Below are 23,698 nucleotides of genomic sequence, written 5' to 3' on the forward strand. Positions count from 1 at the left end.
GAGCGGCGCGTAGCGCGCCACCGGCAGGCCGGAGAGCCGCACCAGGCCCCTGCCCTCCTCCAGCTCCCGCGCCACGCCATCGAGCAGCGGGCGGAGGCTGGGGATCGGGAAATCCGCGGCGCGGATCTCCGCCGGCGCCAGGCCGCGCGCCCGCACCTGATCCAGCGCGGCATCGAGCGCGGCGATCTCCGGCGCCGTCAGGCGGCGCGGCCAGAAGGGACTGGCGGCGAGTTCCTCGCCGCGCCAGGCGGCGGCGCCGCCGATGGAGGAAAGCTGGGCATCCATGGGCAGGGTATCCGTCTCCATGCAGGCAATATGATCCGATCCGGGCCGGTTTGTCTCGCCGGGCCTCAGCCGAGCGCCGCGTGGATGAAGGCGCCCACCTCCACCAGCGCGCGGCGGCCCGCCGCCACCTGCTGGTAGAAGAGGTGCCAGGCATGGATCATGTCCGGCCAGATCCTGAGCGTCACCGGCACATCCGCGCCTCCCGCCACACCGGCCAGCCGCACCGCGTCGTCAAGCAGGGTCTCGGCGGAGCCGACCTGGATCAGCATGGCCGGCAGCCCGCGCAGGTCGGCATGCAGCGGCGAGGCCAAGGGCGTCAGCGGATCGGCGCCGTGCAGATAGGCCGCGGCCAGCTCCAGCAGATAGGGCTTCCCGAGCAGCGGATCGACCGCGGCCTTGGCTTCGATGCTGCCGCCGCTGACCGCCAGGTCAACCCAGGGCGAGCTGCACCAGAGGCAGCCCGGCAGCGCCACCCCCGCATCGCGCAGCGCGACCAGCGCCGCGACGGCGCAGCCGCCCCCGGCGCTCTCCCCGGCCATCGCGACATGCGCCGGCGCAATGCCCTGGGCCAGCAGGAAGCGGTAGCCGGCCATGGCATCCTCCAGCGCCGCCGGGAAGGGATGCTCGGGCGCCAGCCGGTAGTCGAGCGCCAGCGTCCGCGCCCCGGCCTGCCGCCCCGCCTCCGCGATCATGTGCCGGTGGCTGTCGAGCGAGCCGGAGATATAGCCGCCGCCATGCAGGAACAGGATCACCCGCGCGGGGTTGGCCTGCGGCGTCGTGGTCCATTCCGCGGCGACGCCGTTCGCCGACACCTTCTCGACCCGCACATCCGGTGGCAGCGAATATTGCTGGCCCAGCGCGTCGAGGCGCCAGCGCCGCTCGGCCAGGTCCGCGGGCCGCGGATGCGAGGCCAATTGCCTGCGGATGACCTCGATCTCGGCATCTGCCATCGGGCTTCTCCCTCGTGCCGGGCGATCTGCTCTATCCCACGCTGATGCCGCGCTCCCGGATGATCCGGCCCCAGCGCTCCGTCTCGGCGGCGATCCGGGCCGTGAATTCCGCCCGGGTGTTCGGCAGGTAGATCAGCCCCTGCTCGGCCAGGAAACGCTGCATGTCCGGCAGCAGCGACACCGCGGTGTATTCCGCGTAGAGCCGGTCCAGCACCGGCGCCGGGGTGCGGGCAGGGGCGATCACCGCATACCAGGTGGCTACCTCGATCTCGGGATAGCCGGATTCCGCCAAGGTCGGGACATCAGGCAGATGCGGCACGCGGGAGGGGGTCGTCACCGCCAGCGCCCGTACCCGCCCGTCGCGGATGGCCGGCAGGATGGTGGGCAGGGTCTCGAACATCGCCTGCACGTCGGAGGCCATGAGCGCGATCAGCGAATCCGCATTGCCGCGATAGGGCACATGCTCCATCGCGATGCCATCGCGCACCCGCAGCATCTCGAAGATCAGGTGCTGCGCCGTGCCGATGCCGACCGAGCCGAAATTCAGCGCGCCGGGCCGGGCCTTGGCCAGGGCGATCAGCTCCGCCACGTTCCGCGCCGGCAGGTCCCTGTTCACCACCAGCACCAGGGGCGAGGCGGCGAATATCATCACCGGCGCGAGGTCCCGGCCGACATCATAGGGGATGTCGCGGTAGAGATTCGGGAAGATGGTCAGGGGCCCGAGATTGCCCATGCCGATCGTGTAGCCATCCGGCGCCGCGCGGGCGACCTCGGCCACGCCGATGCGGCCGCCGGCGCCGGCGCGGAAGTCGTTCACGATGGTCTGGCCGAGGGCGCGCGAGACGCGGTCGTTGAAGGCGCGGGCGATCAGGTCGTTCAGCCCGCCGGGCGGCCAGGGCACGACGAAGCGCAGCGGCCGCGCCGGCCAGGCGGCCTCCTGCGCCAGGGCGGCGGGGCTTCCGGCGGCCAGGGCGAGCAGGGCCGGCAGGGCGCGGCGGCTGAGCGGGATCGGCATCGGCATCGACCTCATGGCTTTCCCGGTTTCCGGGGGCGGAGGGTCGGGGCGCTCCGGCAACGAGTCAAGCGTCAGGTGCCGGCCTGTTCCGGCAGCACCTCCGCCTTGAGCGGCAGCACCGCGCCGAGCCAGAGCGCATGCATCAGGTGGTCGGCCCGCGGCCAGCCGGTCTCGGGATGCACCAGCACGGTCAGCCCCTGCCGGTTCAGTGCCAGGAAGGGGACGATCCGCGGGAACAGCGCCGGCGTGAAGGTCAGTTGGTACATGGCCGTGGGATGCGGGCCGACCGGCGCATCATGCCAGCGGCCAGGCACCGCTTCCGGGAAGCGCGCGACGATCCGCTCGCGCAGCAGCGCCGCCCGGTCGCGCGTGGCGGCGGGGTCGTAATAGACATGCGCGTGCCAGCCGGTGATCGCTCCGGGATCGAGGGGAGCGTCGGTGGCGGTTTCGGGCACAGGGCCAGGAGGGTCGTCCGGCATCGGCATGGACTCCGGCGGGCCCGTCGGCAGGACGGGCGCGGCCATGCTAGCGCCGGACCAAGGCGGCGGCCAGCGGTGCCCGGACAGGGCGCCCCCGCCCGCCGCCGGGAAGCTGGGCACGGGCCGGAACCCCGTGCCCCCGGCCCTACATGCCGAGCGCCCGGCGGTAGAGGTCGAGCAGGGTCTCGTGCTCCTCCACGTCGGCGGGCTCCTGCTTGCGGATCGAGATGATCTGCCGGATCACCTTCACGTCGAAGCCGGCGCTCTTGGCCTCGGCATAGATGTCCTTGATATCGCTGGCGAGGGCCTTCCGCTCCTCCTCCAGCCGCTCCACCCTTTCGATGATGGAGCGCAGCCGGTCGGCGGCGATCCCGCCGACTTCGGTATCCTGTTCCTTCTCCGCCGCCTCGGCCATGGCCCCCCCCCCTGAAATCGCGAGGCGGTATAGCCCCGGCAGGGCCGCTCGCCAATGGCGCGCGCAGGCCGGGAACCGAAACGTCCCCAGGTGATGCGCCGGTGGCCCCCGGGCACGAATGGCCGTAACCGGAACCGGCCGGTTGGGCGGAGAGCCGCTTCACATTCCCCGCCGCTGGAAGAAGGGGCGCATGAATTCCGCACCGAGGGTGGCCGGTTGGCTGAAGGGGAGCCGGACCTCAGGCGAGCGCCGCCCGGACCCGGCGGTCGTAGTCGTCGGCCAGGGCGCGGAGCGCCGCCGCGCCGTCGCCTGCGAAGGACGGGCCGTGCATCAGGGCGAGGGTGCGCGGCGAGAGATCGGCGAGCCGGCGGATGGTGGAGCCCATGCCCGGGTTCAGGCTGGAGAAGCCGAACAGGTCCTCGGCGGCGATCGCGGGCCCGACCACCTCCGCTTCGGTCAGGGCGGGGCCGTCGCCGAGCTGGGTGAAGAGGTCGCCGCAGAGCAGGGTGCCGCTCGCCTCCTCGTAGAGCACCCCGGCGTCCCAGCCATGGGGGATGTGCGGGGTATCGAGCCAGCGCAGGCGCCGGCCGCCGCCAAGGTCGATGGCCTCGCCATCGGCCAGCATCCGCGGCGTCCGGTCGGCCATGTCGTTCAGCGAGACCAGGCAGCCGGTGTGGCCATGGGCCGCCTCGGCATGGGGAGCCACGGCCAGCCACTCGTTCACCGCGCCGCATTCGTCGGCCTCGTAGTGGCCGAAGGCGATCCAGCGCAGCCGCTCGGGCGGGATGATGCGGGCCACGGCCTCGCGCACCAGCGGGAACATGCGCCTGAGCCCGGTGTGGAACAGCAGCGGCTCGTCGCCGAGCAGGAGGAACTGGTTGAAGGTGAAGCCGGCCGGGGGCGCGATCTCGGGCACGAAGGTCGAGAGCCGGTAGATGCCGGGGGCGACCTCGGCGATCCTGGTCTCCATGGCGTGTCCTCCTCTCCGGGAGGCCGGCGGGATGCCGGCCGCATGGGCCGGTCGGGCGATCGGATCCCCCGGTGGTGGGGGCGGGTTCGCCGAGCGCCGACACCCGGCGGAGTATCGGGGGCTGGCCGGGCCTGGCTCAAGCCCTGCCGGGCCCCGGCCCCGTCCCGTCGAACTGCTGGGGGCCCGTCAACAGCGCCGGCCGACAGGCCACCTGCCGGCCATGGCGGCGCCTCACCCCGGATCAACCTCCCGGAACCTTCGGCGCTCGCCCTGCCCGGCGCCGCGGCCGCCGGATTGGCGATTGCACGGAACCGCAGGCGGGGCCGGAAACGCGCGTGTTTCCGGCCGGAGCGGGATTCGGGCTAATGCCCCTTGCCGGTCTCGGCGAATTTCGCCTTCTGCTCCGGGCTCGCCTCCTTCTGGTGCTGCGCCTGCCAGTCCTTGTAGGGCATGCCGTAGATGATCTCCCGCGCCTCGGGGTCCGAGAGCGGCACCCCTTTCTCCTCCGCGGCAGCGCGGTACCATTTGGAGAGGCAGTTCCGGCAGAAGCCGGCCAGGTTCATCATGTCGATGTTCTGCACGTCGCTGCGCTCGCGCAGGTGCTCGACCAGGTGCCGGAAGGCGGCGGCCTCCAGCTCTGTGCGGGTGCGGTCGTCGATCTCGGGTGCGGCCATCGTGGTGCCTCCATCTCGCCGGCCCAAATCTGGGGCAGGATGGGCCGCGCCGCCAGGGGGCGGCGAGCCGGGCCTCCCCGCTCTGTTTCGCAGCCTCGGCAACGCGGCACCCTTAAGGGCAGGCGGCACCCATGCTCAGGATTCTCGGGAAGGCATCCTCGATCAATGTCCGCAAGGTCCTCTGGACCTGCCGCGAAATCGGCCTCCCCTACCAGCGCGAGGATTGGGGCACCGGCTTCGCCTCGACCCGGACGGCCGAATTCCTGGCGATGAACCCGAACGGGCTGGTGCCGGTCATCGAGGACGAGGCGGGCATCCTGTGGGAATCGAACACGATCTGCCGCTACCTCGCCGCCAGGCATGGGCGGACGGACCTCCTCCCCGCATCGCCCCGCGGCCGGGCGCTGGTCGAGACCTGGATGGACTGGCAGGCGACCGACCTCAACAGCGCTTGGCGCTATGCCTTCCTCGCCCTCGTGCGCCGTGACCCCGGCTTCGCCGACCAGGCGCAGATCGAAGCCAGCGCGCGGAGCTGGAACGCGATGATCGGCATCCTCGAAGGCCGGCTTGCCGCCACGGGGGGCCTTCGTGACCGGGGAGGCCTTCACGCTCGCCGACATGGTGCTGGGCCTTTCGGTGAACCGCTGGCTGGAGACGCCGATGCCGCGGCCGGACTACCCCGCCGTCATGGCCTATGTTGAAAGGCTGAGCGAGCGCCCGGGCTTCCGGGAGCATGGCCGCAACGGCATCCCTTGATTTCGCCGCAGCGGGGCTCCCCCGCCTACCACCACCAGAAAGCGGCTTGCCGGGGCGCCCAACCTCCCGATGATGGGCGGCGCAGAGGGAGGGACCAGCATGGCCTGGGATGATGCGCGGGCGCGGGCCGCGCTGCGGAGCCTGTTCGACGCGGCGGTGCAGGCCGCCGATCCGCGCGCCGTGCTGGCCCGGCACCTGCCGGAACGCCCCGGCCCGGGCGGCCGCATCCTGGTGGTCGGCGCCGGCAAATCCGCCGCCGTCATGGCCGCCGCGGTGGAGGCCGCCTGGCCCGATGCCCCGCTCTCGGGCCTGGTCGTCACCCGCTACGGCCATGCCGTGCCGACGCGGAAGATCGAAGTCGTCGAAGCCTCCCACCCCGTGCCCGATGCGGCCGGGGAGGCGGCGGCGCGGCGCATCCTCGCCCTGGTCCAGGGGCTCACCCCGCAGGACCTGGTGCTGGTGCTGATCTCGGGCGGCGGCTCGGCGCTGCTGGCGCTGCCGGCGCCGGGCCTGACGCTGGCCGACAAGCAGGCGGTGAACCGGGCGCTGCTCGCCTCCGGCGCCACCATCCAGGAGATGAATTGCGTGCGCCGGCACCTCTCCGCCATCAAGGGCGGGCGGCTGGCGGCGGTGGCGCACCCGGCGCGGGTGGTGACGCTCGCCATCTCGGACGTGCCGGGCGACGACCCGGCGGTGATCGCCTCCGGCCCCACCGTGCCGGACCCGACCAGCTTCGCCGAGGCGCGGGCCCTGGTGGCGCATTACGGCATCGCCCTGCCGCCCGCCGTCGCCGCGCATCTGGCGGCGGCGGCGGAGGAAACCCCCAAGCCCGGCGACCCCCGCCTGGCCACGGCCGAATACCGCATGATCGCCACGCCCATGATGGCGCTGGAAGCCATGGCCACGGCCGCCCGCGCGGCGGGCCTCACGCCGCTCATCCTCGGCGATGCGCTGGAGGGCGAGGCGCGGGAGGTCGGCACCGTGCTGGCCGGCATCGCCCGCGGCGTCCGCGCCCATGGCCAGCCCCTGCCCGCCCCCGCCCTGCTGCTCTCGGGCGGCGAGACCACGGTGACGATTCGCGCGCCCAAGCCCGGCCACGGCGGCCGCAACACCGAATGCCTGCTGGGCCTCACCCTCGCCTTGGCGGGCGAGCCCGGCATCTGGGCGATGATGGCCGATACCGATGGCATCGACGGCACCGAGGATTCCGCCGGCGCCATCGCCGCGCCGGACACCCTGGCGCGCGCCCGCGCCGCCGGGCTCGATCCGCGCGCCATGCTTTCTTCCCATGACAGCCACGGGGTCTTCGGTGCATTGGGGGATCTCATCGTCACCGGCCCGACGCTCACCAATGTCAACGACATCCGCGCCGTGCTGATCGGCTGAACGCCTCCGGCGCCGCCCCATCCGGGAGATTTCCACCACATGGCAACCCGCATCCCGATCCGCCGCCGGCGGCGCACCAAGATCGTGGCAACGCTCGGCCCGGCCAGCGCCACGCCGGAGATGATCGAGCGGCTGTTCCGCGCCGGCGCCGATGTCTTCCGGCTGAATTTCAGCCATGGCACGCATGAGGACCATGCCGCCCGCATCGCCACCATCCGCGCGCTGGAGCAGAAGGTGGGCCGTCCGATCGGCATCCTGGCGGATGTGCAGGGGCCGAAGCTGCGCGTCGGGCAGTTCCGCGGCGGGCGGGTGCAGTTGCAGACAGGCCAGCCCTTCCGCCTCGACCTCAGTCCGACGCCGGGCGATGTGCGCCGCGTGCAATTGCCGCATCCCGAGATCATCCAGGCCGCGCAGATCGGCACTTCGCTGCTGCTCGATGACGGCAAGCTCCGGCTGCGCGTCACGCACCGGCGCGAGGACCATCTGGAGACCGAGATCGTGGTCGGCGGGCCGCTGTCCGACCGCAAGGGCGTGAACGTGCCGGATGTGGTGCTGCCGATCCCGGCGCTGACCGCGAAGGACCGCGCGGACCTGGCCTTCGTGCTGGAGATCGGCATTGAATATGTCGGCCTCAGCTTCGTGCAGCGGCCGGAGGACGTGGCGGAGGCCAAGGCGATCGCCGATGGCCGCGCGCTCATCATGGTGAAGCTGGAGAAGCCGCAGGCGCTCGACAACCTCGATGCCATCATCGCGCTCACCGACTGCGTCATGGTGGCGCGCGGCGACCTCGGCGTGGAATTGCCGCCGGAGGAGGTGCCGCTGGCGCAGAAGCGCATCGTCCGCGCCGCCCGCGCGGCGGGACGGCCGGTGGTGGTCGCGACCCAGATGCTGGAGAGCATGATCGCCGCCCCCTCGCCGACGCGCGCCGAGGCTTCGGACGTGGCGACGGCGGTCTTCGACGGCGCCGATGCAGTGATGCTCTCGGCCGAAACCGCCGCCGGCCAATACCCCTATGAGGCGGTGAACATGATGGACCGCATCGTGGCGCGGGTGGAGCAGGACCCGGGCTGGCGCCAGCTCACCGATGCGGCGCGGCCGGAGCCCGAGCCCTCCAGCGCCGGCGCCATCGCCGCCGCGGCGCGCCAGGTGGCGCATACCATCGGCGCCGAGGTCATCGCCACCTTCACCTCCACCGGCAGCACCACCTTGCGCGTCGCGCGGGAACGCCCGGACTGCCCGATCCTCGGCCTCACCAGCAGCGAGGAGGCGGCGCGGCGGCTGGCCGTGGTCTGGGGCGTGCATCCGCTGATGACGCAGGAGCTGCATTCCATGACCGATATGGTGGCCAAGGCGCTGCGCGCGGCACAGGCGGAGGGTTTCGCGGGCCGGGGCGAGGAGGTGGTGGTGACGGCCGGCGTGCCCTTCGGCACGCCGGGCACCACGAATGCGCTGCGGGTCGCCACGGTGAAGTAGGGCGGGCAACGCGGAACCGGCACCGGCGAGGCTCGGCAGGCTGCCGCCGCGACGCGCCTTGCCGAAGGCGCAGAGGACCGCCGTCTCACGGCGGCGCCGATACCGCGAAGGGTCAGGCCGGCGAGGCCAGCGGCTTGCCCTTCTCGACCACATAGGTGATCGAGAGCTTGCTCGGCTTGTCGCCGCCCTTGGCGCTGTGCGGGGTTCCGGGCGGGATCTGGAATCCCTCGCCCGCGCGGACCTGCCTGTCGGGCTGGCCCTGGACCGAGATTTCCACGCCGCCTTCGAGGACATAGGCGGACTCGACGCCGGGATGGGTGTGCCGCGCCACGGTCGCACCCGCGGGGATCTCGACCACCGCCAGCATGGCGACGTGCTTCTCGTCCAGGTCGGTGCTCTGGATAATCCTCCGGGAAGCCCCAGGGGTCTGGGCGGGCTGGGTCTGGGCATCCACCCGGGACGCCACCAGGCCGGTCGCGGCGCAGATGGCGCAGGCAGCGAAGCTTCTCCGTGACAGCATGCGGACGACCTCCTGCGGCGGGGCCGATCCTCGCCGGCCCGGCGAGGCTATCATCCCGCGCCCCGGCTTGCGGTGGCGTGGCACCAGCCCGACATCACATCCGGTGGAAGCGCGGCGGGGCGATGATGCTTGCGCCCGCCGAGTGTTCTTGTTACGTTCTTTTCTTGCGCAACCCATGGCGGGAGGCACTCCCCGATGCACCGCCTCTTCACCCCACCGGAGACTGGCCGAGCTCCGTCCCGCATGGACGCGGCGTCCTCCCATGCCGCCCTGCCTGGCCCTGGCGGGCGCTGCCCAGGCCGGATTTGTCCGAAACCCTGTTCCGGCTGGCCAATCGGGTGCTGTGGCAGCGTCCGGAATGCCGGCCGCCGCCCGGCCTACCACGGCGGACCGGCCGGCTTCCGGTGAGCGGGGCCACCTGGCACCGCCACCTCGCCCCGCCATGAAGGGAGCGCTACTCTCCCTTGCCGGCGCGCTCCTTCGCCAGCAGCGCCCGCTTGCGCGGCACGCCCCAGCGATAGCCGGTGAGGTCGCCATTGCTGCCCACCACCCGGTGGCAGGGCACGGCCAGGGAGACGTGGTTCTGCGCGCAGGCCCGCGCCACCGCCCGCACCGCCCGCGGCGCGCCGATCGCCTCGGCCATCTGGCCATAGCTGCGGGTCTCGCCGAAGGGGATGGCCTGCAAGGCTTCCCAGACCCGCCGCTGGAAGGCGGTGCCGCGCAGGTCGAGCGGCAGGCTGAGCGCGGATTTCGGCTCCTCCAGGAATTCCACGACCTGGCGCATGGTCTCCGCCAGCGCTTCCGGCGCCGCTTCCACCCGCGCCTTCGGGAAGCGCCGCCGCAGGTCGCCTTCCAGCGCGGCAAAATCCTCGGCGAAGCCGATGAAGCAGACGCCGGCCTCGGTCGCCCCGACCAACAGGGGCCCGAGCGCGCTTTCGGCGGTGGCGGTGCGGATCACCTCGCCCTCGCCGCCGCGCCGGGCGGCGCCGGGGGTCATGCCGAGCACCCGGCCCGGCGCCTCATAGACCCGGCTCTCGCTGCCATAGCCGGCGCCGGCCACGGCTTCGGCCACGCGCTCGCCCGCCGCCAGCGAGGCCTGCAACCGCCGCGCCCGGACCGATTCGGCATAGCTGCGCGGCGTGACGCCGGTGATCTCGCGAAACAGCCGCAGGAAATGATGCCGGGCATAGCCGGCGCGGTCGGCCAGGCTGGCCAGGGAGGGGATGCTCTCGGAAGCCTCGATCATGGCGCAGGCGGCCTCGATGGCGGCGGCATGGATGCCGGCGCGCTCGCCCTTGGGGTCGCAGCGCTTGCAGGCGCGGAAGCCATCCGCCTCGGCCGCCGGGACATCGGGATAGAAGCGCACGTTGCGCCGGAGCGGCGGGCGGGCGGGGCAGCCGGGCCGGCAATAGACCCCCCTGGGTCGTGACCGCGTAGAGGAAGGGGCCGCAGTCGGGCATGGGGTTGCGGGAAAGCAGCGCCGCCCAGCGGGCCGCTTCGGGATCGGGCATGGGAGGGAGGTTCGACATGGCCTCAATCTGCTGCGCCGCCGGGCCGCCCGCCATCCGCGGGTTGCGGCGATGTGGCGCCCGAACCTGATGCTTTCCGGCGCTCAGGTGACGTCGCCTTCCGCCTTGCGGCGCAGCTCACGCAGCCGGGTGGCGCCGCCGGGCATCTTCGGGTTGATCGCCAGCGCCGCCTCCAGGCTGCGCAGCGCCGCGGCGGCATCGCCCGCCTCCTCCTGCAGGGCCGCGAGGCTGAGCAGCGCGGCCCAGTGCCGGGGCTCCAGCCGCAGCGCCTCCTGCAGGTCGCGCGCCGCCGCCGCCAGGTCGCCGGTCCTGGCATTGGCCTGGGCGCGGAGGTGCCAGGCCTCGGGGAATTCCGGGGCGAGGGTGATGGCGGCGTCGAAATCCTCCAGCGCCTCGCCGGGCAATTGCGCCTCCATGTTGCGCATCCCGCGGCGGAGCAGCAGCCCGACCGCCGGGGTGGCGCCCTGCGACCAGAGCTGGCGGATGCGGCCCTCGACCAGCGCGGCGCCGGCCTCGTCGGGCGCGGCTTGCAGCGCCTCGAAGGCTCGGTCGAGTTCCAGCCGCCGCGCCTCGGCGCCGCGCGGGGCGGCGGCGCGCGGCGTCGCGGGATGCGGAGATTGGGCCTCAGCGGCCAGGGGCAGCAGCAGGAGCGGGAGGGCGATCAGCCGGCGCATGGAGGGAAGGTCGGGCGGCCGGGGCGGGCTGGCAAGGGCCGGAACCATCCGGCCCGCCCCGGCGCGCATTACGCCGAGGCGGACCGCCCTGGCACCCTGGCATCTCCGGCCCGATTCAGACCTCCGGGCCATGCGGCCCTGCGGTCATCGGGCCGCTTGGCATCTCCGGCCCGATTCAGATCTCCGGGCCATGCGGCCCTGCGGTCATCGGGCCGGCTCAGCCGGCTGGCGAAGGCTGGTCGAGGAAGCCGGTGACGCGCGCCAGCCTTCCCTCGGCATCCAGGGTCGCGAAATCGGTGCCATGGGCGATGGGCGCGCCGCCCTCGGGCGCCAGGCTCCAGGAGAAGCGCAGGTTCCCGCCATGCCCGTCCGGCGTGCCCGCCAGGCTGAAGCGGTGGCCGGGGAATTGGGTGCGGGCGGCGGCGATCATCGCCTCGATGCCGTCATGCCCCTCACCCGCCATCAGCGGATCGGCGTAGCGCGCGTCGCTCGCCCAGAGTTCGGCGATGCCGGCGCGGCGGCGGGCGGCATCGCCCTCGTTCCAGATCGCCAGGTAGCGTTGCGCGATGTCGTGGTGGCGGCTCATCCTCGGATCTCCTTGTCTGCGCACCGGCACGTCGCCCGGTGCGGCGCGAAAATGGCCAGCCCGGCGGCCCCGGTCGATTACTCCGGAGGTAATGGAACCCGGCTCGCCGCGCGGTGTATCGAGGCCGCATGAGCGCCGCCGCCTCCCTTCCCGTCGGAAACCTGCTCCGCGAATGGCGCCAGCGCCGGCGGCGGAGCCAGCTCGACCTTGCCTCCGACGCCGCAATCTCGACCCGGCATCTCAGCTTCATCGAGACCGGTCGGGCGCAGCCGAGCCGGGCGATGCTGCTCCGCCTCGCCGAGCATCTGGAACTGCCGCTGCGGGCGCGCAACACGCTGCTCACCGCGGGTGGCTTCGCGGCCAGCTATCCCGAACGCCCGCTCGATGTTCCCGCCATGGAACCGGCGCGCCGCGCGGTCGAGCTCGTGCTGCGCGGGCATGAGCCCTTCCCGGCCCTGGCGGTGGACCGGCACTGGAACCTGGTGCTGGCGAATGCGGCGGTGGCGCCGCTGCTCGCCGGCGTGGCGCCCGGGCTGCTGGCGCCGCCGGTGAACGTGCTGCGCCTCAGCCTGCATCCGGAGGGGATGGCGCCGCGGATCGAGAATCTCGGCGAATGGCGCGGCCACCTGCTGGAGCGCCTGCGCCAGCAGATCGCGGCCAGCGCCGATCCGGTGCTCGATGCGCTGCTGGCCGAGCTGGAGGCCTATCCCGGCCGGGCCAGCGCCGCGCCGCGCGACGACCTGGCCGGTGTCGCCGTGCCGCTGCGGCTGCGGGATGGCGGCGGCCGCCTGCTGTCGTTCCTCAGCACCACGACGGTCTTCGGCACGCCGATCGACGTGACCCTCTCGGAACTCATGCTGGAGAGCTTCTTCCCGGCGGATGACGCCACCCGCCTGGCCCTCGGCGGTGGCCGCTGAGATGGTGCGCCGCGCGGCCCTACAGCGGCGTGCCGAATTGATGGTTCGGCACGCCGCTGTAGCCTGTTGTTTGCAGAGCGGATTCACGCCTCCGGGCGGTTCCGCCCTGCGGCGATCCGCTCTAACGCCCCAGCCGCAGCCCCGCGCGCGCCACGATGTCGCGGAATTTCGCCAGCTCCGCCGCCAGGAATTCGCGCGTCTCCTCCGGCGAGCGCGGCGGCGCCGGGTCCACCCCGGCCGCGGCCAGGCGCTGCGCCACGGCGGGGTCGGCCAGGGTCTCCCGCACCGCCGCGTTGATCCGCACGGTGAGGGCGGGCGGCATCCCCTTCGGCCCGAACAGGATGTTCCAGGTGGTGACCTCGAAGCCCTTGAGCCCCGACTCGTCCAGGGTCGGCATGTCAGGAAACAGCGGATGCCGCTCGCGCGAGGTGACGGCCAGGCCGCGCGAGAGCCCGTCGCGGATATGCGCGGCGGTTGAGGCCAGCACCTCCAGCGAATACTCGACCTCGCCCTTGGCCAGCGCCTCCATCACCGCGGAGCCGCCGCGATAGGGCACATGCTCGGCCGACATGCCGCCGGCCGCCATCTTCATGTATTCGCCCGTGAGATGCCCGACCCCGCCGGCGCCGGAGGTGGCCCAGGAATAGCGGCCCGGCGCCGCCTTCACCGCGGCGATCAACTCCTGCGCCGTCTGCCAACGGGAGGCCGCCGGCACCACCAGCACCAGGGGCCCGCCGCCGACCATGGCGATGCTGGTGAAATCCTCCACCGGGTCATAGGGGGTCTGGGCCGGCAGCGCCGCCGGATTGGTGGCATGCGAGGAGGCGGTGCCGAGCAGCAGCGTATGGCCATCCGCCGGCCGGTGCCGCACCCATTCGCTGCCCACCGCGCCGCCCGCGCCGCCGCGGTTCTCCACCACGATCCGGGCGGCGGGGCCGAGCCGCGGCGCCAGCCGCTCCGCCAGGACCCGGGCGGCGATATCGGTGGAGCCGCCGGCCAGGAAAGGCACCACCAGGGTGATGGTGCGGTCCGGCCAGGCGGCGGGCTGCGCCCGGGCAGGGCGGATCAGGGCGGGGCGGGCCAGAGCCGCGGCGCCGGCAAGCAGCAGGAGGCGGCGGGGCAGGGTCATGCGCGGGTCCTTGGATCGGGGGGCGCGGACCCTAGAACATGATCGCCGCGGCCAGAAGCGGCCATGCTCCGGGCCTGCCGCGGCAGGGGCGCTGCATGCCCGGGCCGGTTGCGGCAACGGCATTTCGTGCCGGTCGCGGCACCAAGCCGCGCCTCATGCGTTCGCATCGCCGCTGCCCCTTCCCCTGGAGACGGCCATGCCGGCGGACCGCAAACCCAGTGCCCTTCTTGCCACCGCGCTCGCCGCCACCGGCCTGCTGCTGGCCAGCTTCGGCCGCCGCTCCGCCCCCGCCCGGACAGAGTCAGGCCACCCCTCCAGGGGACATGGCGCGCAGGACCGGGCCCGGGCGCGCGAGCCCGGCCGCGGCCGCAACGCGGATGCCCCGAGCGAGATTCCGGCCCGCGGCTGGTGGGACATCCTGAAGCGCACCGCCGCCGAGGTGTCCAACGACCGGGTGCTGACCGAGGCCGCCGGCGTCACCTTCTATGGCCTGCTGGCGCTGTTCCCGGCGCTGGCGGCGCTGATCTCGTTCTACGGGCTCTTCGCCGAACCCGCGACCATCTCCGAACATCTGGCGACGCTCTCCGCGGTGGTGCCCGGCGGCGGCATGGAGATCATCGAGGAACAGGTGAAGCGCATCACCAGCAAGGGCGGCGGCACGCTGGGCCTCAGTGCCCTCATCGGCCTCGCCACCTCGCTCTGGAGCGCCAACCAGGCGAGCAAGGCGATCGTCGATGCGCTGAACGTCGTCTATGACGAGCGGGAGACGCGCGGCTTCTTCCGCCGGCTGGCGATCACCATGGCCTTCACCCTGGGCGGCATCCTGTTCATCCTGGTGGCGATGCTGGGGGTGGTGGTGCTGCCCGTCGTGCTGCAATTCGTCGGCCTCCCGAGCAGCGCGGAATGGCTGCTGAGCCTGGCCCGCTGGCCGGTGCTGCTGGCCGCCATCGGCCTGTTCCTGGCCTTCCTCTATCGCTACGGACCGAACCGCGACCGCGCGAAATGGCGCTGGATCTCCTGGGGCAGCGCCACCGCCGCGGTGCTCTGGGCGATCGGCTCGCTCGGCTTCTCCTGGTACGTGTCGAATTTCGGCAATTACAACGAGACCTACGGCTCGCTCGGCGCCGTCATCGGCTTCATGACCTGGATCTGGCTCTCGGCCACCATCGTGCTGGCGGGGGCGGAGCTGGATGCGGAGATGGAGCACCAGACGGCCCGCGACACCACTACCGGCCCGGAACGACCGATGGGCACGCGCGGCGCCCGGATGGCGGATACGGTGGCAAGCTGAGTCGGCCCGATGACCGCAGGGCCACTGGGCCCGGAGGTCTGAATCGGTCCGAGGATACCAGGCGCCGCGGCGGCTTTCAGGCCGGCAGGCGCGCCGCCCTGGCCGCCCGCGCCGCGGCCGCCGCGGCGGGTTCCGGCCCGCCGGCCATCCAGTCCAGCAGTTCCACACTATGCACCACCGGCATCCGGTCCCCGGCCAATTGGGTGAGGCAGCCGATATTGCCGGCGGCGATCAGGTCGGCACCGGTGCGGTCCAGGTTCCCGAGCTTGCGGTCGCGCAGCCGCGCCGCGATCTCGGGCTGGAGGATGTTGTAGGTGCCGGCGCTGCCGCAGCAGAGATGCGCCTCCGCCGGTTCCTTCACCGTGAAGCCGGCCCGCTGCAACAGCGCCTTCGGCACGCCGGTCAATTGCTGGCCATGTTGCAGGCTGCAGGCGGAGTGATAGGCCACCGTCAGGCCGGGCGCCTCGCGCGAGGGGGCGTAGCCGATTTCGTCAGCACCTCGGAGATATCCATGGCCAGGGCGGCAACCTTTTCGGCGCGCTGCTTCCAGGGCGCCGGCTCCTCGCGGAACATGTGGCCGTAATCCTTCACCGTGGTGCCGCAGCCGGAGGCGTTGATCACCACCGCGTCCAACCCTTCCCCCTCCCCCTCGATCTCACGGCTCCAGGCGGCGATATTGGCGCGGGCGAGCCGCATGGCCGGGTCGTGGTGGCCCATGTGGTGGGAGAGCGCGCCGCAGCAGCCCTGCTCCCTGGTGATCACCACCTCGATCCCCATGCGGGTCAGCAGCCGGATGGTGGCCTCGTTGATGGAGGGCGCGAGCACCTGCTGGGCGCAGCCGGTCAGCAGCGCCACCCGGCCGCGCCGCTCGCCCTTGGCCTTGTGGACCTGCGGGTGCTGCATCGGGCTCGGCGGCGGCACGGCGCCGGGGGCCAGGCCCAGCATGGCGCGCAGCCGCTGCCCGGTCATGGAGGCGCCGGGGATCAGCCCGCCGAAGGGCCGGCCGAGCCGGGCGCCCAGCAGCGCCGCGCGGAATCGGGCGGGATAGGGCAGCACCATCCCCAGCATCCGCCGCAGCATCCGCTCCGGCCAGGGGCGCTCATAGGTTTCCTCGATATAGCGGCGGGCATGGTCCACCAGGTGCATGTAGTGCACGCCGGAGGGGCAGGTGGTCATGCAGGAGAGGCAGGAGAGGCAGCGGTCCACATGCTTCACCACCTCGGCCGTGGCGGGCCTGCCGCTCTCCAGCATGTCCTTGATGAGGTAGATGCGGCCGCGCGGGCTGTCCAGCTCATCGCCCAGCAGCACGAAGGTCGGGCAGGTGGCGGTGCAGAAGCCGCAATGGACGCAGGTGCGGAGGATGCCGTTGCTCTCCCGCGTATCAGGGTCCTTGAGCTGTTCCGGGGTGAAGCTGGTCTGCATGGGTCCTCGGGGCGCGCGCGTGGCCGGCGCGGAAGGGCCAGATATAGGGGGGGAAGCGGCGCGGCGGAAACGCCGGGGCTTCCAGGGCTCCCGCTGGCCGGCGGGGTCAGGGGCGCGGGGCCGGTTGCGCCTCCGCCATGCCGCTTTGCAGCAACTCCGCCATGGCGCGGGCGAGGCAGTCGTTGAGCCGGTCCGCCACGGCGACGCGCCGGCTGCGCGGCGCCCGTTCCAGGTCCACCCGTTCCGTCTCGGCCCAGTAGCGCATCAGCTCGTAGCGGCGCAGCAGCGGCACCGCATGCGCCGCCGCCACCAGCCGCAGCATGTCGCGATAGGCGTCGATATTGGCGTTGGCGCGCAGGAACCGGGAGAATTGCGGGTCGATCACCACCGCATCCACCCCCTGCGCCCGCAGCAGGTCCAGGCCGGTGTTCAGCACATCCACCATGTCGTCGAGGTCGAGGCCGCGCACCGCCTCCACCGTGCCGGCCTGCCACAGCACCAGTTGCACCGCCCCTCCCTGCTGGAGCTGTCCCTGGGCGAGTTCCTCGGCGATCAGCGCCGCGGTGTCGGTTGCGGTGAGGCCGCGGGCGCCGCGCACCACCATCTCCACCCGCAGCCCGGGATGCCGCGCCTCCAGCAGCGCCCGCAGCCGCATCGGCCAGGCCGCCTCCGGCCCGCTGGTGCCGGGGCCGAGCACCGAGGCCGAGCCGGTCGCCACCACCCGCAGCCGGCCGGTGGCGATGGCCCGGGCCGTGACCGGCAGGGCGGCGCCGCTTTCCAGCAATTCGGGCGGCGCGCCGCAGGCCGCAGACTCGGCCCGCGCGGCGGCCGGGGCCAGCAGCGCGCCCAGCAGCAGCAGCAGCGCGGGTCGCAGCGCGAACATTACGCCTGAGTCCTAGGCGAGACGGCGGGCACCGGCAAGGATTCCGTTGCCGCCCCGGCGCGGGGGCCGGCCGGGGCGGCGGCCAGGGTGGCATTGGGCTTCGGGCCGGCCGCCGCCTCCCGCCGGTACCAGGCGCCGACCACCGCGATCCCCACCATCGCCGCCAGCCCGGCCAAGTTGACGGCAAGCTGCATGGCCCAGCCATCCTCGACCTCCAGCGCCAGGCGGCCGAGGAAGGACAGGAAGATGCCGGCGCAGAAGACCGGCAGCCCGTGCTGGCCCATGAGCACGAAGGGTGCCGCCGGCGGGCTGCGCAGCCAGGCCGCGTCCGCCGCCACCGCATGGCCGAGCAGATAGGCGAGCGCCAGGATGGACAGCAGCCGGAAGGGGTGCAGCGAGGTCTTGTCGATGGTGGTGAGCAGCACCGCCAGCCGCTCCGGCACCAGGGCCAGCAATTCCGGCCGGTGCCAGGCCACCGTCAGCGCCGCCACGCCCAGCAGCAGGACCAGCACGGCGGCCAGCGCGAGCGCCGGGTTGAGGGGCACGGCCGGTGCCGCGGCCCGCACCGCCCCGCGGCGCGGCGTATAGCCGAGGGTGCAGCCGATGAAGAACAGCAACTGCCAGGCCATGGGATTGAAGAACCAGCCGCCGCCGTTCCAGCTCGGCAGGTTCAGCTCGAAGAACCGGACCACGAGATAACAGGCACCGGAGAGGGCCAGCAGCAGCCCCGGCCGCCGCAGCAGCGGCAGCGCCGGGACCAGCAGCAGCAGGATCACGATGTAGAGCGGCAGGATATCGAGGAAGGCCGGCTGGAAGCGCAGCAGCAGCGCCTCCAGCAGCGCGCGGTAGGGCTGCTCCCCGAAGATGTCGAGATGCAGCTCGTCCAGATAGGCATTGCTGTCGAGCGCCGCGGCCGAGAAGCCCACCTGGGCCGTGAAGACCACCAGCAGGAAGATATGCGCGACATAGAGCGTGCCGACCCGCCGCACCAGCCCGGCGGCGGCGAAGGTCCAGCCCTTGCGGTCGAGGGAGGCACCATAGGCGAGGCCCGCCGCATAGCCTGCCAGCAGGACGAAAGCCTCGGTCGCATCGCAGAGCGCGATGTTCCGCAGCGTCAATTCGCCCAGCAGGTTGCCGGGCACGTGGTCGATGAAGATGAACCACAGGGCCAGGCCGCGGAAGAAATCCGCCCGCAGGTCCCGGCCGCCACCGCCGCGGATGAGAGCCCGCATCGCCACCTCCGCGGCAAGCAATGCGGGATGCGGCCCATCCCGCGCAAGCGCCTTCCCATGACACCCGCGGGAGGCGGCCGCCATACGGCCTGTAACCGCTGGCGCTGCTCGCGCGGTTGCGGCAATGTCGCAGAATGAGACGATTTACCTGCTGGCTGGGCGCCCTCCTGCTGCTTGCGCTGGCCTCGCCCAGCCTGGCCGCGGAGCCCCTGGCCCCGGAGCGCGATGCCCCGGACCGCCCGGCCTCCGGGTGCCCGGCATCCGCCAGCCAGGCGCTGCCGCTGCCGGTGACGCGGGCGGCGCTGCGGCAGGGCAGGCCGCTCACCATCATCGCCTTCGGCTCCTCCTCCACCGAGGGGGCCGGCGCCAGCAGCCCGGACCAGACCTATCCGGCGCAGCTTGAGGCGCGGCTCCGGGCGGCGCTGCCCGGCGTCGCGCTGCGCGTGCTGAACCGCGGCATCGGCGGGCAGGAGGTGCAGGAGATGCTGGCCCGGTTGAAGGCCGATGTCCTGGACTCGTCGCCGACCCTGGTGGTCTGGCAGGCCGGTGCCAATGCGGTGCTGCGCGGCATGGACCCGGAGGTCTTCCGCGCCGCCCTGGCCAGCGGCCTGGCCCGGCTGCAAGAGGCCGGCGCCGATGTGGTGCTGATGGACAGCCAGCGGGCGCCGCGCATCCTGACCTCGCCACGCTTCGAAAGCTTCGACGCCACGCTGCGCGACCTGGCGGCGACGCAGCACCTGCCGCTGTTCTCCCGTGCCGGCCTGATGCGGATCTGGGCAGCGGCGGGCGCGCCGGCCAGTGCCATGATCGGCCCGGACGGGCTGCACCATACCGATCGCGGCTATCGCTGCCTGGCCGCCGCCCTGGCCGATTCCATCCTGCGCGGCCTGGGCGCCAGCGGGATGGTCGCGGGGCGCTGAGCCGGCCTGATGACCGCGGGGCTTGGCCCGAAGGTCTGAATCGGCCCGAGGATACAAGACGCCGGCGGCTTCATTCCAGCCCGGCGGCCAATTCCTGCAGCATGGGGTTTCCGGCCTCCGCCGCCAGGGCGCGCCGCAGCCGCGCCGCGGCCTCCCCGGCGATGGCGGGATCGGTGCGGCCGAGTTCCAGCAGGGCGCGCAGCGCCCCGGCATGGGCCGGCTCCTTGCCCAGGACCTTGTGGAACAGGCGCCGCGCCCCGGCCGGGTCGCCGGATGCCACCCTCTCCTGCGCGCGCCGGAAGGCGGCCTCCGCCACCTGGCCCGGCTGCATCGCGGCCTGGTGCCGGATCACCGCCATGGCCACCTCCAGCACCTCGGCCTCCGCGGGCAGCGGGTCGGCGGCCTCTGGGTAGCGGGAGAAATCCGCCGGGAAGACCTGGTCGAGCGCCGGGAACCAGGTGGCGCGCAGCCGCTCGTTGGAGTCGCGGAAGGCCGCGCAGAAGGCTTCGGCCTCGGCACGGGAGGGCCGGCGCCCGGGGCCGCCGAAGCGGCTGTCCACCACATGGCGGATGAATTCCGGCACCTTCTCGTCCCCCTCCTCCGCCTCGCCGCCGCGGGTCGCGGCGTTGAGGCGGCGGAGGAATTCCTGGGCGGCGGCGTTGAGCGACGGGTTCCGCACCGCCTCCCCGGCGATGTCCAGGAGCCCGTCCATGCCGCAGGCGGCCTGGAAGTCGCGCAGCAGGTCGCCGCCCGGGAAAGCCTCCCGCAGGAAGCGGCGCGGCGCCACCGCTTCCGGCCCGAAAGCCTCGGCCCAGCGGTCGAGCATCAGCGCCCAGTCGAAGCGCTGGGCGTTGCGCCGCCTGCCCTCCAGCGGCGGCAGCAGATCCGTGTCGCTGCTGCCGCTGCGCATCCGGGTGGAATAGAGGCTCACCGCCAATTCATCCTGCCGGCGCAGATAGGCGATGACGGTGAAGCGGTCGAAATGCGGGGCGAGCAGCGCTTTCAGCCGCCGCGCCGCCGCCGGCGTATCCACCTTCCGGTAGCAATGCTCGTTCGAGAAGATGACGGTATGGACGCTCTCGGGCAGCGCCGCCATTTCCGCCGCGAGGTCGGCCTCCAGGCGCTCCGCCACCCAGGCGGCGTCGCCGGCCTCGCCGGTGACGCGAGCCATCTTGTCCACCTGCGCGCTCGATCCCGCATAGATCGCCAGGCGGAAATGGTTCTTCTCCCCGGGCGAGGCGGGATAGGCGAAGCCATGGTGCAGCAGCACCGCGCGATTTGCCGCCAGCATGCGCTGGATGGAAGTGGAGCCGGTCTTCGCGGTGCCGATATGGATGATCGCCCGCCGCTTGCGCGCCATGGCTGGAAACGCCTCGCAGGAATGCAACCGGACATAGCGTGACGGCGGGAGGCGGGGCAAGCGAAAGAGGCTGGCTCCGCCCGGGCGCGGCGGTGGCCGGTCCCGGATGCTGCCGCAACGGGCGCGGCGCCAGGGCTCTTGGGTTGCGGCGTGATCCCGGCCTAGACTTGCCGTTGGACCGTCCAGGAACCCCGCCATGACCCCTCCGCGCAATTCCACCGCCGCTCGCGACATCGCCTATGCGCTGCATCCCTATACCGACCACAAGGCGCATCTGCAGAATGGCCCCGTGGTGATCAGCCGCGGCAAGGGCGTGCGGGTCTGGGACGACCAGGGGAAGGAATACATCGAGAGCGTGGCCGGGCTCTGGTGCGCCTCGCTCGGCTTCGACAATGAGCGGCTGGTGCAGGCCGCGGCGGAGCAGATGCGGAAGCTCCCCTTCTACCACGCCTTCACCGCCAAGTCGCATGAGCCGCTGGTCGATCTCAGCGAGATGCTGATCGAGCGCGCGCCCTCGCCCATGAGCAAGGTGTTCTTCGCCAATTCCGGGTCGGAGGCGAATGACAGCGCGATCAAGATGATCTGGTACATGAACAACGCCATCGGCCGGCCGGAGAAGAAGAAGATCTTCGCCCGGCTGAAGGGCTATCACGGCATCACCCTGGCCGCGGCCTCGCTCACTGGCCTGCCGGCGAACCACAAGCTCTTCGACCTGCCGCTGCCGGGCTTCCACCACGTCTCGACGCCGCACCACTACCATGGCGCGCTGCCCGGCGAGTCCGAGGAGGATTTCGCCACCCGCCTGGCGCAGGAACTGGACGAGGCCATCATCAAGGAAGGGCCGGAGACGGTGGCGGCCTTCTGGGCCGAGCCGATCATGGGCGCCGGCGGCGTCATCCTGCCGCCCGCCACCTATTTCCCGAAGATCCAGGCGGTGCTGCGCAAGCACGACGTGCTCTTCGTGGTGGATGAGGTGATCTGCGGCTTCTGGCGCACCGGCAACTACTGGGGCAGCCAGACCCTCGGCATCCAGCCGGACATCCTGGTCTGCGCCAAGGCGCTCAGCGCCTCCTACCTGCCGATCTCGGCGGTGCTGGTGAATGAGCGGGTGTTCCAGGGCATCGCCGAGGGCTCCTCCTCCATCGGCACCTGGGGCCACGGCTTCACCTATTCCGGCCACCCGGTGCCGGCGGCGGTCGCGATCGAGACGCTGAAGATCTATGACGAGATGGGCATCGGCGCGCATGTCGGGCAGGTCGGCGCGCATATGCAGAAGCAGCTTCGCGCCCGCTTCGCCGACCATCCGCTGGTCGGTGAGGTGCGCGGCACCGGGCTGATAGCCGGGGTCGAGCTGGTGGCGGACAAGGCCACGAAGAAGAATTTCGACCCGGCGCAGAAGGTCGGCATCCGCCTGACCAAGATCGGCGAGCAGAACGGCATCATCCTGCGCTCCATGACCAATGACTCGATCGGCTTCTCGCCCCCGCTCATCATCACCGAGGAGGAGGTGGACGAGATGCTGAACCGCTTCGCCAAGTCGCTCGACGAGATCGCGGTGACGGTGCGGCGCGAGAGCCTCGCCGCGGTTTGAGCCAGGCGGCGCCCGGCTCCCATCCGGGCGCCCCACCGAGCCTGCCGCTGGCCATCGCCCTCGCGGTGGCGCCGGTGGCGGGGGTGCTGCAATCCAAGGCCCTGGCGCCGATCGCGCTGGCGGCCCTGTTGGCTTGCGTGCTGCTGCACCGGCGGCGGCATGGCGCCTGGCCCTGGCCGCGGGGCGCCCTGGCCGCCGCGGCGCTGGCGCTGTTTGCCTGGGGTGCCGTGACGGCGCTCTGGGCCTTGCAGCCCTGGCGAGCGCTTGGCACCGCGCTGCAACTCGGCGGCTTCGTCGCGCTGGGCGCGGCGGCGGCGAGGGCGGTGGCGGCGGATACGGTGCCGGCGCGACAGCGCCTGATGCTCGCCGCCACGGGCGGGCTGGTAGCGGGGCTGGTGCTGGCGGGGCTGGATGCCGCCACGGGCAATGCCATCCGCGCCGCGGTGCGCGGGTTGCGCGAGATTCCGCCGCAACTCGCCTTCGGCCTGAAGCCCGCGGCTTCGGCCATGGCGCTCTGGCTGCCGCTGATCGCCGTGGCGCCCGGCCTGGCCCGCTGGCTGCGCGGGCTGCTGCTGATCGCGGGGGCGGCGGTGCTGGTGGCACTGCCGGGGGAATCGGCCAAGCTGGCGGTGCTGGTGGCGGCGCTGGCCGGCGGCATCGCCTGGATGGCGCCGCGGCTGGCGCCCCGGCTGCTGGGTGCGGCGCTGGCGGTGGCGATCCTGGCCATGCCGGCGGTGCTTGGCCCGGTCCTGGCGCGCGGGTTGCCGGCGGGCGGCCTGCCTCCCTCCGCCGCGCATCGGCTGCTGATCTGGGATTTCGTGGCCGGGCGCATCGCGGAACGCCCGCTGCTCGGCTGGGGCATGGAGGCGAGCCGGGTGGTCCCCGGCAATACCGCGCATCCCGCCGCCGCGCAGTTGCAGCGCTTCGGCCTTACTGGCCCCGATGCGGCGGGCTGGCTCCCCACCGCCCAGATGCTGCCGTTGCACCCGCATAACGGCGCGCTGCAATTATGGCTGGAGCTTGGGTTGCCCGGTGCGGCGCTGGGCGCCCTGCTGGCGCTGCTGCTCGGCCAGGCCGCCGCCCGCACGGCACGGCCGGCGGCGGCCACGGCGGTGCTGGCGGCCGGCAGCGTCACCGCCATGCTGAGCTTCGGTGCCTGGCAGGAATGGTGGGTGGGGGCGGAGTTGATGGCGGCAGCCGCCGTCGCGGGGCTGCCGCCGCGGAGCACCGGGTGAACCTGC

The 23,698-nt window shown here is 72.7% G+C and carries 22 protein-coding genes and 2 pseudogenes; 9 read left to right on the forward strand and 15 right to left on the reverse strand.

The annotated features are described in order from the left end of the window. Window positions 1-350: 350 nt before the first annotated feature. The 6 genes from KSF81_RS21520 to KSF81_RS21545 all read right to left on the reverse strand — a co-directional run bounded on the left by KSF81_RS21520 (window position 351) and on the right by KSF81_RS21545 (window position 4,788). Window positions 351-1,235, reverse strand: a complete 885-nt coding sequence (locus KSF81_RS21520) for an alpha/beta hydrolase (protein WP_217380695.1) — start codon at window positions 1,233-1,235, stop codon at window positions 351-353. A gap of 31 nt (window positions 1,236-1,266) precedes the next feature. Next, window positions 1,267-2,250 carry a tripartite tricarboxylate transporter substrate binding protein gene (locus KSF81_RS21525; RefSeq protein ID WP_254453671.1) on the reverse strand — a complete coding sequence of 328 codons (984 nt, stop codon included), beginning with the start codon at window positions 2,248-2,250 and terminating at the stop codon, window positions 1,267-1,269. 71 nt (window positions 2,251-2,321) lie between these two features. Further along, a complete protein-coding gene (locus KSF81_RS21530; RefSeq protein WP_217380696.1) occupies window positions 2,322-2,729 on the reverse strand; it encodes a DOPA 4,5-dioxygenase family protein in 408 nt (135 codons plus the stop codon). Window positions 2,730-2,874: 145 nt separating this feature from the next. Next, window positions 2,875-3,144 carry a DUF2312 domain-containing protein gene (locus KSF81_RS21535; RefSeq protein ID WP_217380697.1) on the reverse strand — a complete coding sequence of 90 codons (270 nt, stop codon included), beginning with the start codon at window positions 3,142-3,144 and terminating at the stop codon, window positions 2,875-2,877. A 238-nt stretch (window positions 3,145-3,382) separates the two neighbouring features. After that, window positions 3,383-4,114 (reverse strand): MBL fold metallo-hydrolase, encoded by a 732-nt coding sequence (locus tag KSF81_RS21540; protein ID WP_217380698.1) that lies wholly within the window; start codon window positions 4,112-4,114, stop codon window positions 3,383-3,385. Window positions 4,115-4,476: 362 nt separating this feature from the next. Next, window positions 4,477-4,788 (reverse strand): DUF1244 domain-containing protein, encoded by a 312-nt coding sequence (locus KSF81_RS21545; protein WP_217380699.1) that lies wholly within the window; start codon window positions 4,786-4,788, stop codon window positions 4,477-4,479. 131 nt (window positions 4,789-4,919) lie between these two features. On the opposite strand from KSF81_RS21545, the pseudogene KSF81_RS32390 reads away from it, so the two are divergent. The 4 genes and pseudogenes from KSF81_RS32390 to pyk all read left to right on the forward strand — a co-directional run. Further along, window positions 4,920-5,141 (forward strand): annotated as a pseudogene (locus KSF81_RS32390) (glutathione S-transferase N-terminal domain-containing protein); the annotation flags it as partial. A 265-nt stretch (window positions 5,142-5,406) separates the two neighbouring features. Next, window positions 5,407-5,544, forward strand: coding sequence for a hypothetical protein (locus KSF81_RS32395; protein ID WP_375293344.1), 138 nt, complete (start codon window positions 5,407-5,409; stop codon window positions 5,542-5,544). A 99-nt stretch (window positions 5,545-5,643) separates the two neighbouring features. Beyond that, window positions 5,644-6,930, forward strand: a complete 1,287-nt coding sequence (locus tag KSF81_RS21555) for a glycerate kinase (RefSeq protein ID WP_217380701.1) — start codon at window positions 5,644-5,646, stop codon at window positions 6,928-6,930. Window positions 6,931-6,969: 39 nt separating this feature from the next. After that, window positions 6,970-8,403, forward strand: coding sequence for a pyruvate kinase (gene pyk / locus KSF81_RS21560; RefSeq protein WP_217380702.1), 1,434 nt, complete (start codon window positions 6,970-6,972; stop codon window positions 8,401-8,403). 112 nt (window positions 8,404-8,515) lie between these two features. On the opposite strand, the gene KSF81_RS21565 is transcribed toward pyk, so the two are convergent. The 4 genes from KSF81_RS21565 to KSF81_RS21580 form a co-directional block, all read right to left on the reverse strand. Further along, window positions 8,516-8,923, reverse strand: a complete 408-nt coding sequence (locus KSF81_RS21565) for a cupin domain-containing protein (RefSeq protein ID WP_217380703.1) — start codon at window positions 8,921-8,923, stop codon at window positions 8,516-8,518. A gap of 454 nt (window positions 8,924-9,377) precedes the next feature. After that, the gene (locus KSF81_RS21570; protein ID WP_309139646.1) at window positions 9,378-10,289 is read right to left on the reverse strand and encodes a methylated-DNA--[protein]-cysteine S-methyltransferase; all 912 of its coding nucleotides are present in this window, start codon (window positions 10,287-10,289) and stop codon (window positions 9,378-9,380) included. A gap of 246 nt (window positions 10,290-10,535) precedes the next feature. Beyond that, window positions 10,536-11,174, reverse strand: a complete 639-nt coding sequence (locus KSF81_RS21575) for a tetratricopeptide repeat protein (protein ID WP_217380704.1) — start codon at window positions 11,172-11,174, stop codon at window positions 10,536-10,538. Window positions 11,175-11,343: 169 nt separating this feature from the next. Continuing rightward, on the reverse strand, window positions 11,344-11,712 hold the full coding sequence (locus KSF81_RS21580; RefSeq protein ID WP_217380705.1) for a nuclear transport factor 2 family protein: 369 nt from the start codon (window positions 11,710-11,712) through the stop codon (window positions 11,344-11,346). 128 nt (window positions 11,713-11,840) lie between these two features. Here KSF81_RS21580 and KSF81_RS21585 point away from each other — a divergent pair, with 128 nt between their 5' ends. Further along, window positions 11,841-12,629: a helix-turn-helix domain-containing protein gene (locus KSF81_RS21585; RefSeq protein ID WP_217380706.1), complete on the forward strand. Its 789-nt coding sequence runs from the start codon at window positions 11,841-11,843 to the stop codon at window positions 12,627-12,629. 121 nt (window positions 12,630-12,750) lie between these two features. On the opposite strand, the gene KSF81_RS21590 is transcribed toward KSF81_RS21585, so the two are convergent. Further along, entirely contained in the window at window positions 12,751-13,758 is a 1,008-nt protein-coding gene (locus KSF81_RS21590) for a tripartite tricarboxylate transporter substrate binding protein (protein ID WP_217380707.1), read from the reverse strand. 196 nt (window positions 13,759-13,954) lie between these two features. Here KSF81_RS21590 and KSF81_RS21595 point away from each other — a divergent pair, with 196 nt between their 5' ends. Next, window positions 13,955-15,049 carry a YihY/virulence factor BrkB family protein gene (locus tag KSF81_RS21595; RefSeq protein ID WP_217380708.1) on the forward strand — a complete coding sequence of 365 codons (1,095 nt, stop codon included), beginning with the start codon at window positions 13,955-13,957 and terminating at the stop codon, window positions 15,047-15,049. Between the two features lie 76 nt (window positions 15,050-15,125). On the opposite strand, the pseudogene glcF reads toward KSF81_RS21595, so the two are convergent. The 3 genes and pseudogenes from glcF to KSF81_RS21610 all read right to left on the reverse strand — a co-directional run bounded on the left by glcF (window position 15,126) and on the right by KSF81_RS21610 (window position 18,586). Then, window positions 15,126-16,471, reverse strand: a pseudogene (gene glcF / locus KSF81_RS21600) (glycolate oxidase subunit GlcF). A gap of 106 nt (window positions 16,472-16,577) precedes the next feature. Continuing rightward, window positions 16,578-17,354, reverse strand: coding sequence for an SGNH/GDSL hydrolase family protein (locus KSF81_RS21605; protein ID WP_217380709.1), 777 nt, complete (start codon window positions 17,352-17,354; stop codon window positions 16,578-16,580). Further along, window positions 17,354-18,586, reverse strand: a complete 1,233-nt coding sequence (locus KSF81_RS21610; protein WP_217380710.1) for an OpgC family protein — start codon at window positions 18,584-18,586, stop codon at window positions 17,354-17,356. The genes KSF81_RS21605 and KSF81_RS21610 overlap by 1 nt, the downstream gene beginning before the upstream one ends. A 134-nt stretch (window positions 18,587-18,720) precedes the next feature. Here KSF81_RS21610 and KSF81_RS21615 point away from each other — a divergent pair, with 134 nt between their 5' ends. Further along, window positions 18,721-19,506, forward strand: coding sequence for a GDSL-type esterase/lipase family protein (locus KSF81_RS21615; RefSeq protein ID WP_217380711.1), 786 nt, complete (start codon window positions 18,721-18,723; stop codon window positions 19,504-19,506). A gap of 70 nt (window positions 19,507-19,576) precedes the next feature. Here KSF81_RS21615 and KSF81_RS21620 read toward each other — a convergent pair whose 3' ends face one another. Further along, entirely contained in the window at window positions 19,577-20,866 is a 1,290-nt protein-coding gene (locus KSF81_RS21620) for a hypothetical protein (RefSeq protein ID WP_217380712.1), read from the reverse strand. A gap of 196 nt (window positions 20,867-21,062) precedes the next feature. Here KSF81_RS21620 and KSF81_RS21625 point away from each other — a divergent pair, with 196 nt between their 5' ends. After that, complete coding sequence (locus KSF81_RS21625) at window positions 21,063-22,457, forward strand: aspartate aminotransferase family protein (RefSeq protein ID WP_217380713.1); 1,395 nt, start codon at window positions 21,063-21,065, stop codon at window positions 22,455-22,457. Continuing rightward, complete coding sequence (locus tag KSF81_RS21630) at window positions 22,454-23,692, forward strand: O-antigen ligase (RefSeq protein WP_217380714.1); 1,239 nt, start codon at window positions 22,454-22,456, stop codon at window positions 23,690-23,692. The genes KSF81_RS21625 and KSF81_RS21630 overlap by 4 nt, the downstream gene beginning before the upstream one ends. The last annotated feature ends 6 nt before the right edge of the window (window positions 23,693-23,698 follow it).

Source organism: Siccirubricoccus sp. G192, assembly GCF_019084075.1.
Taxonomy (GTDB): Bacteria; Pseudomonadota; Alphaproteobacteria; order Acetobacterales; family Acetobacteraceae; genus G192.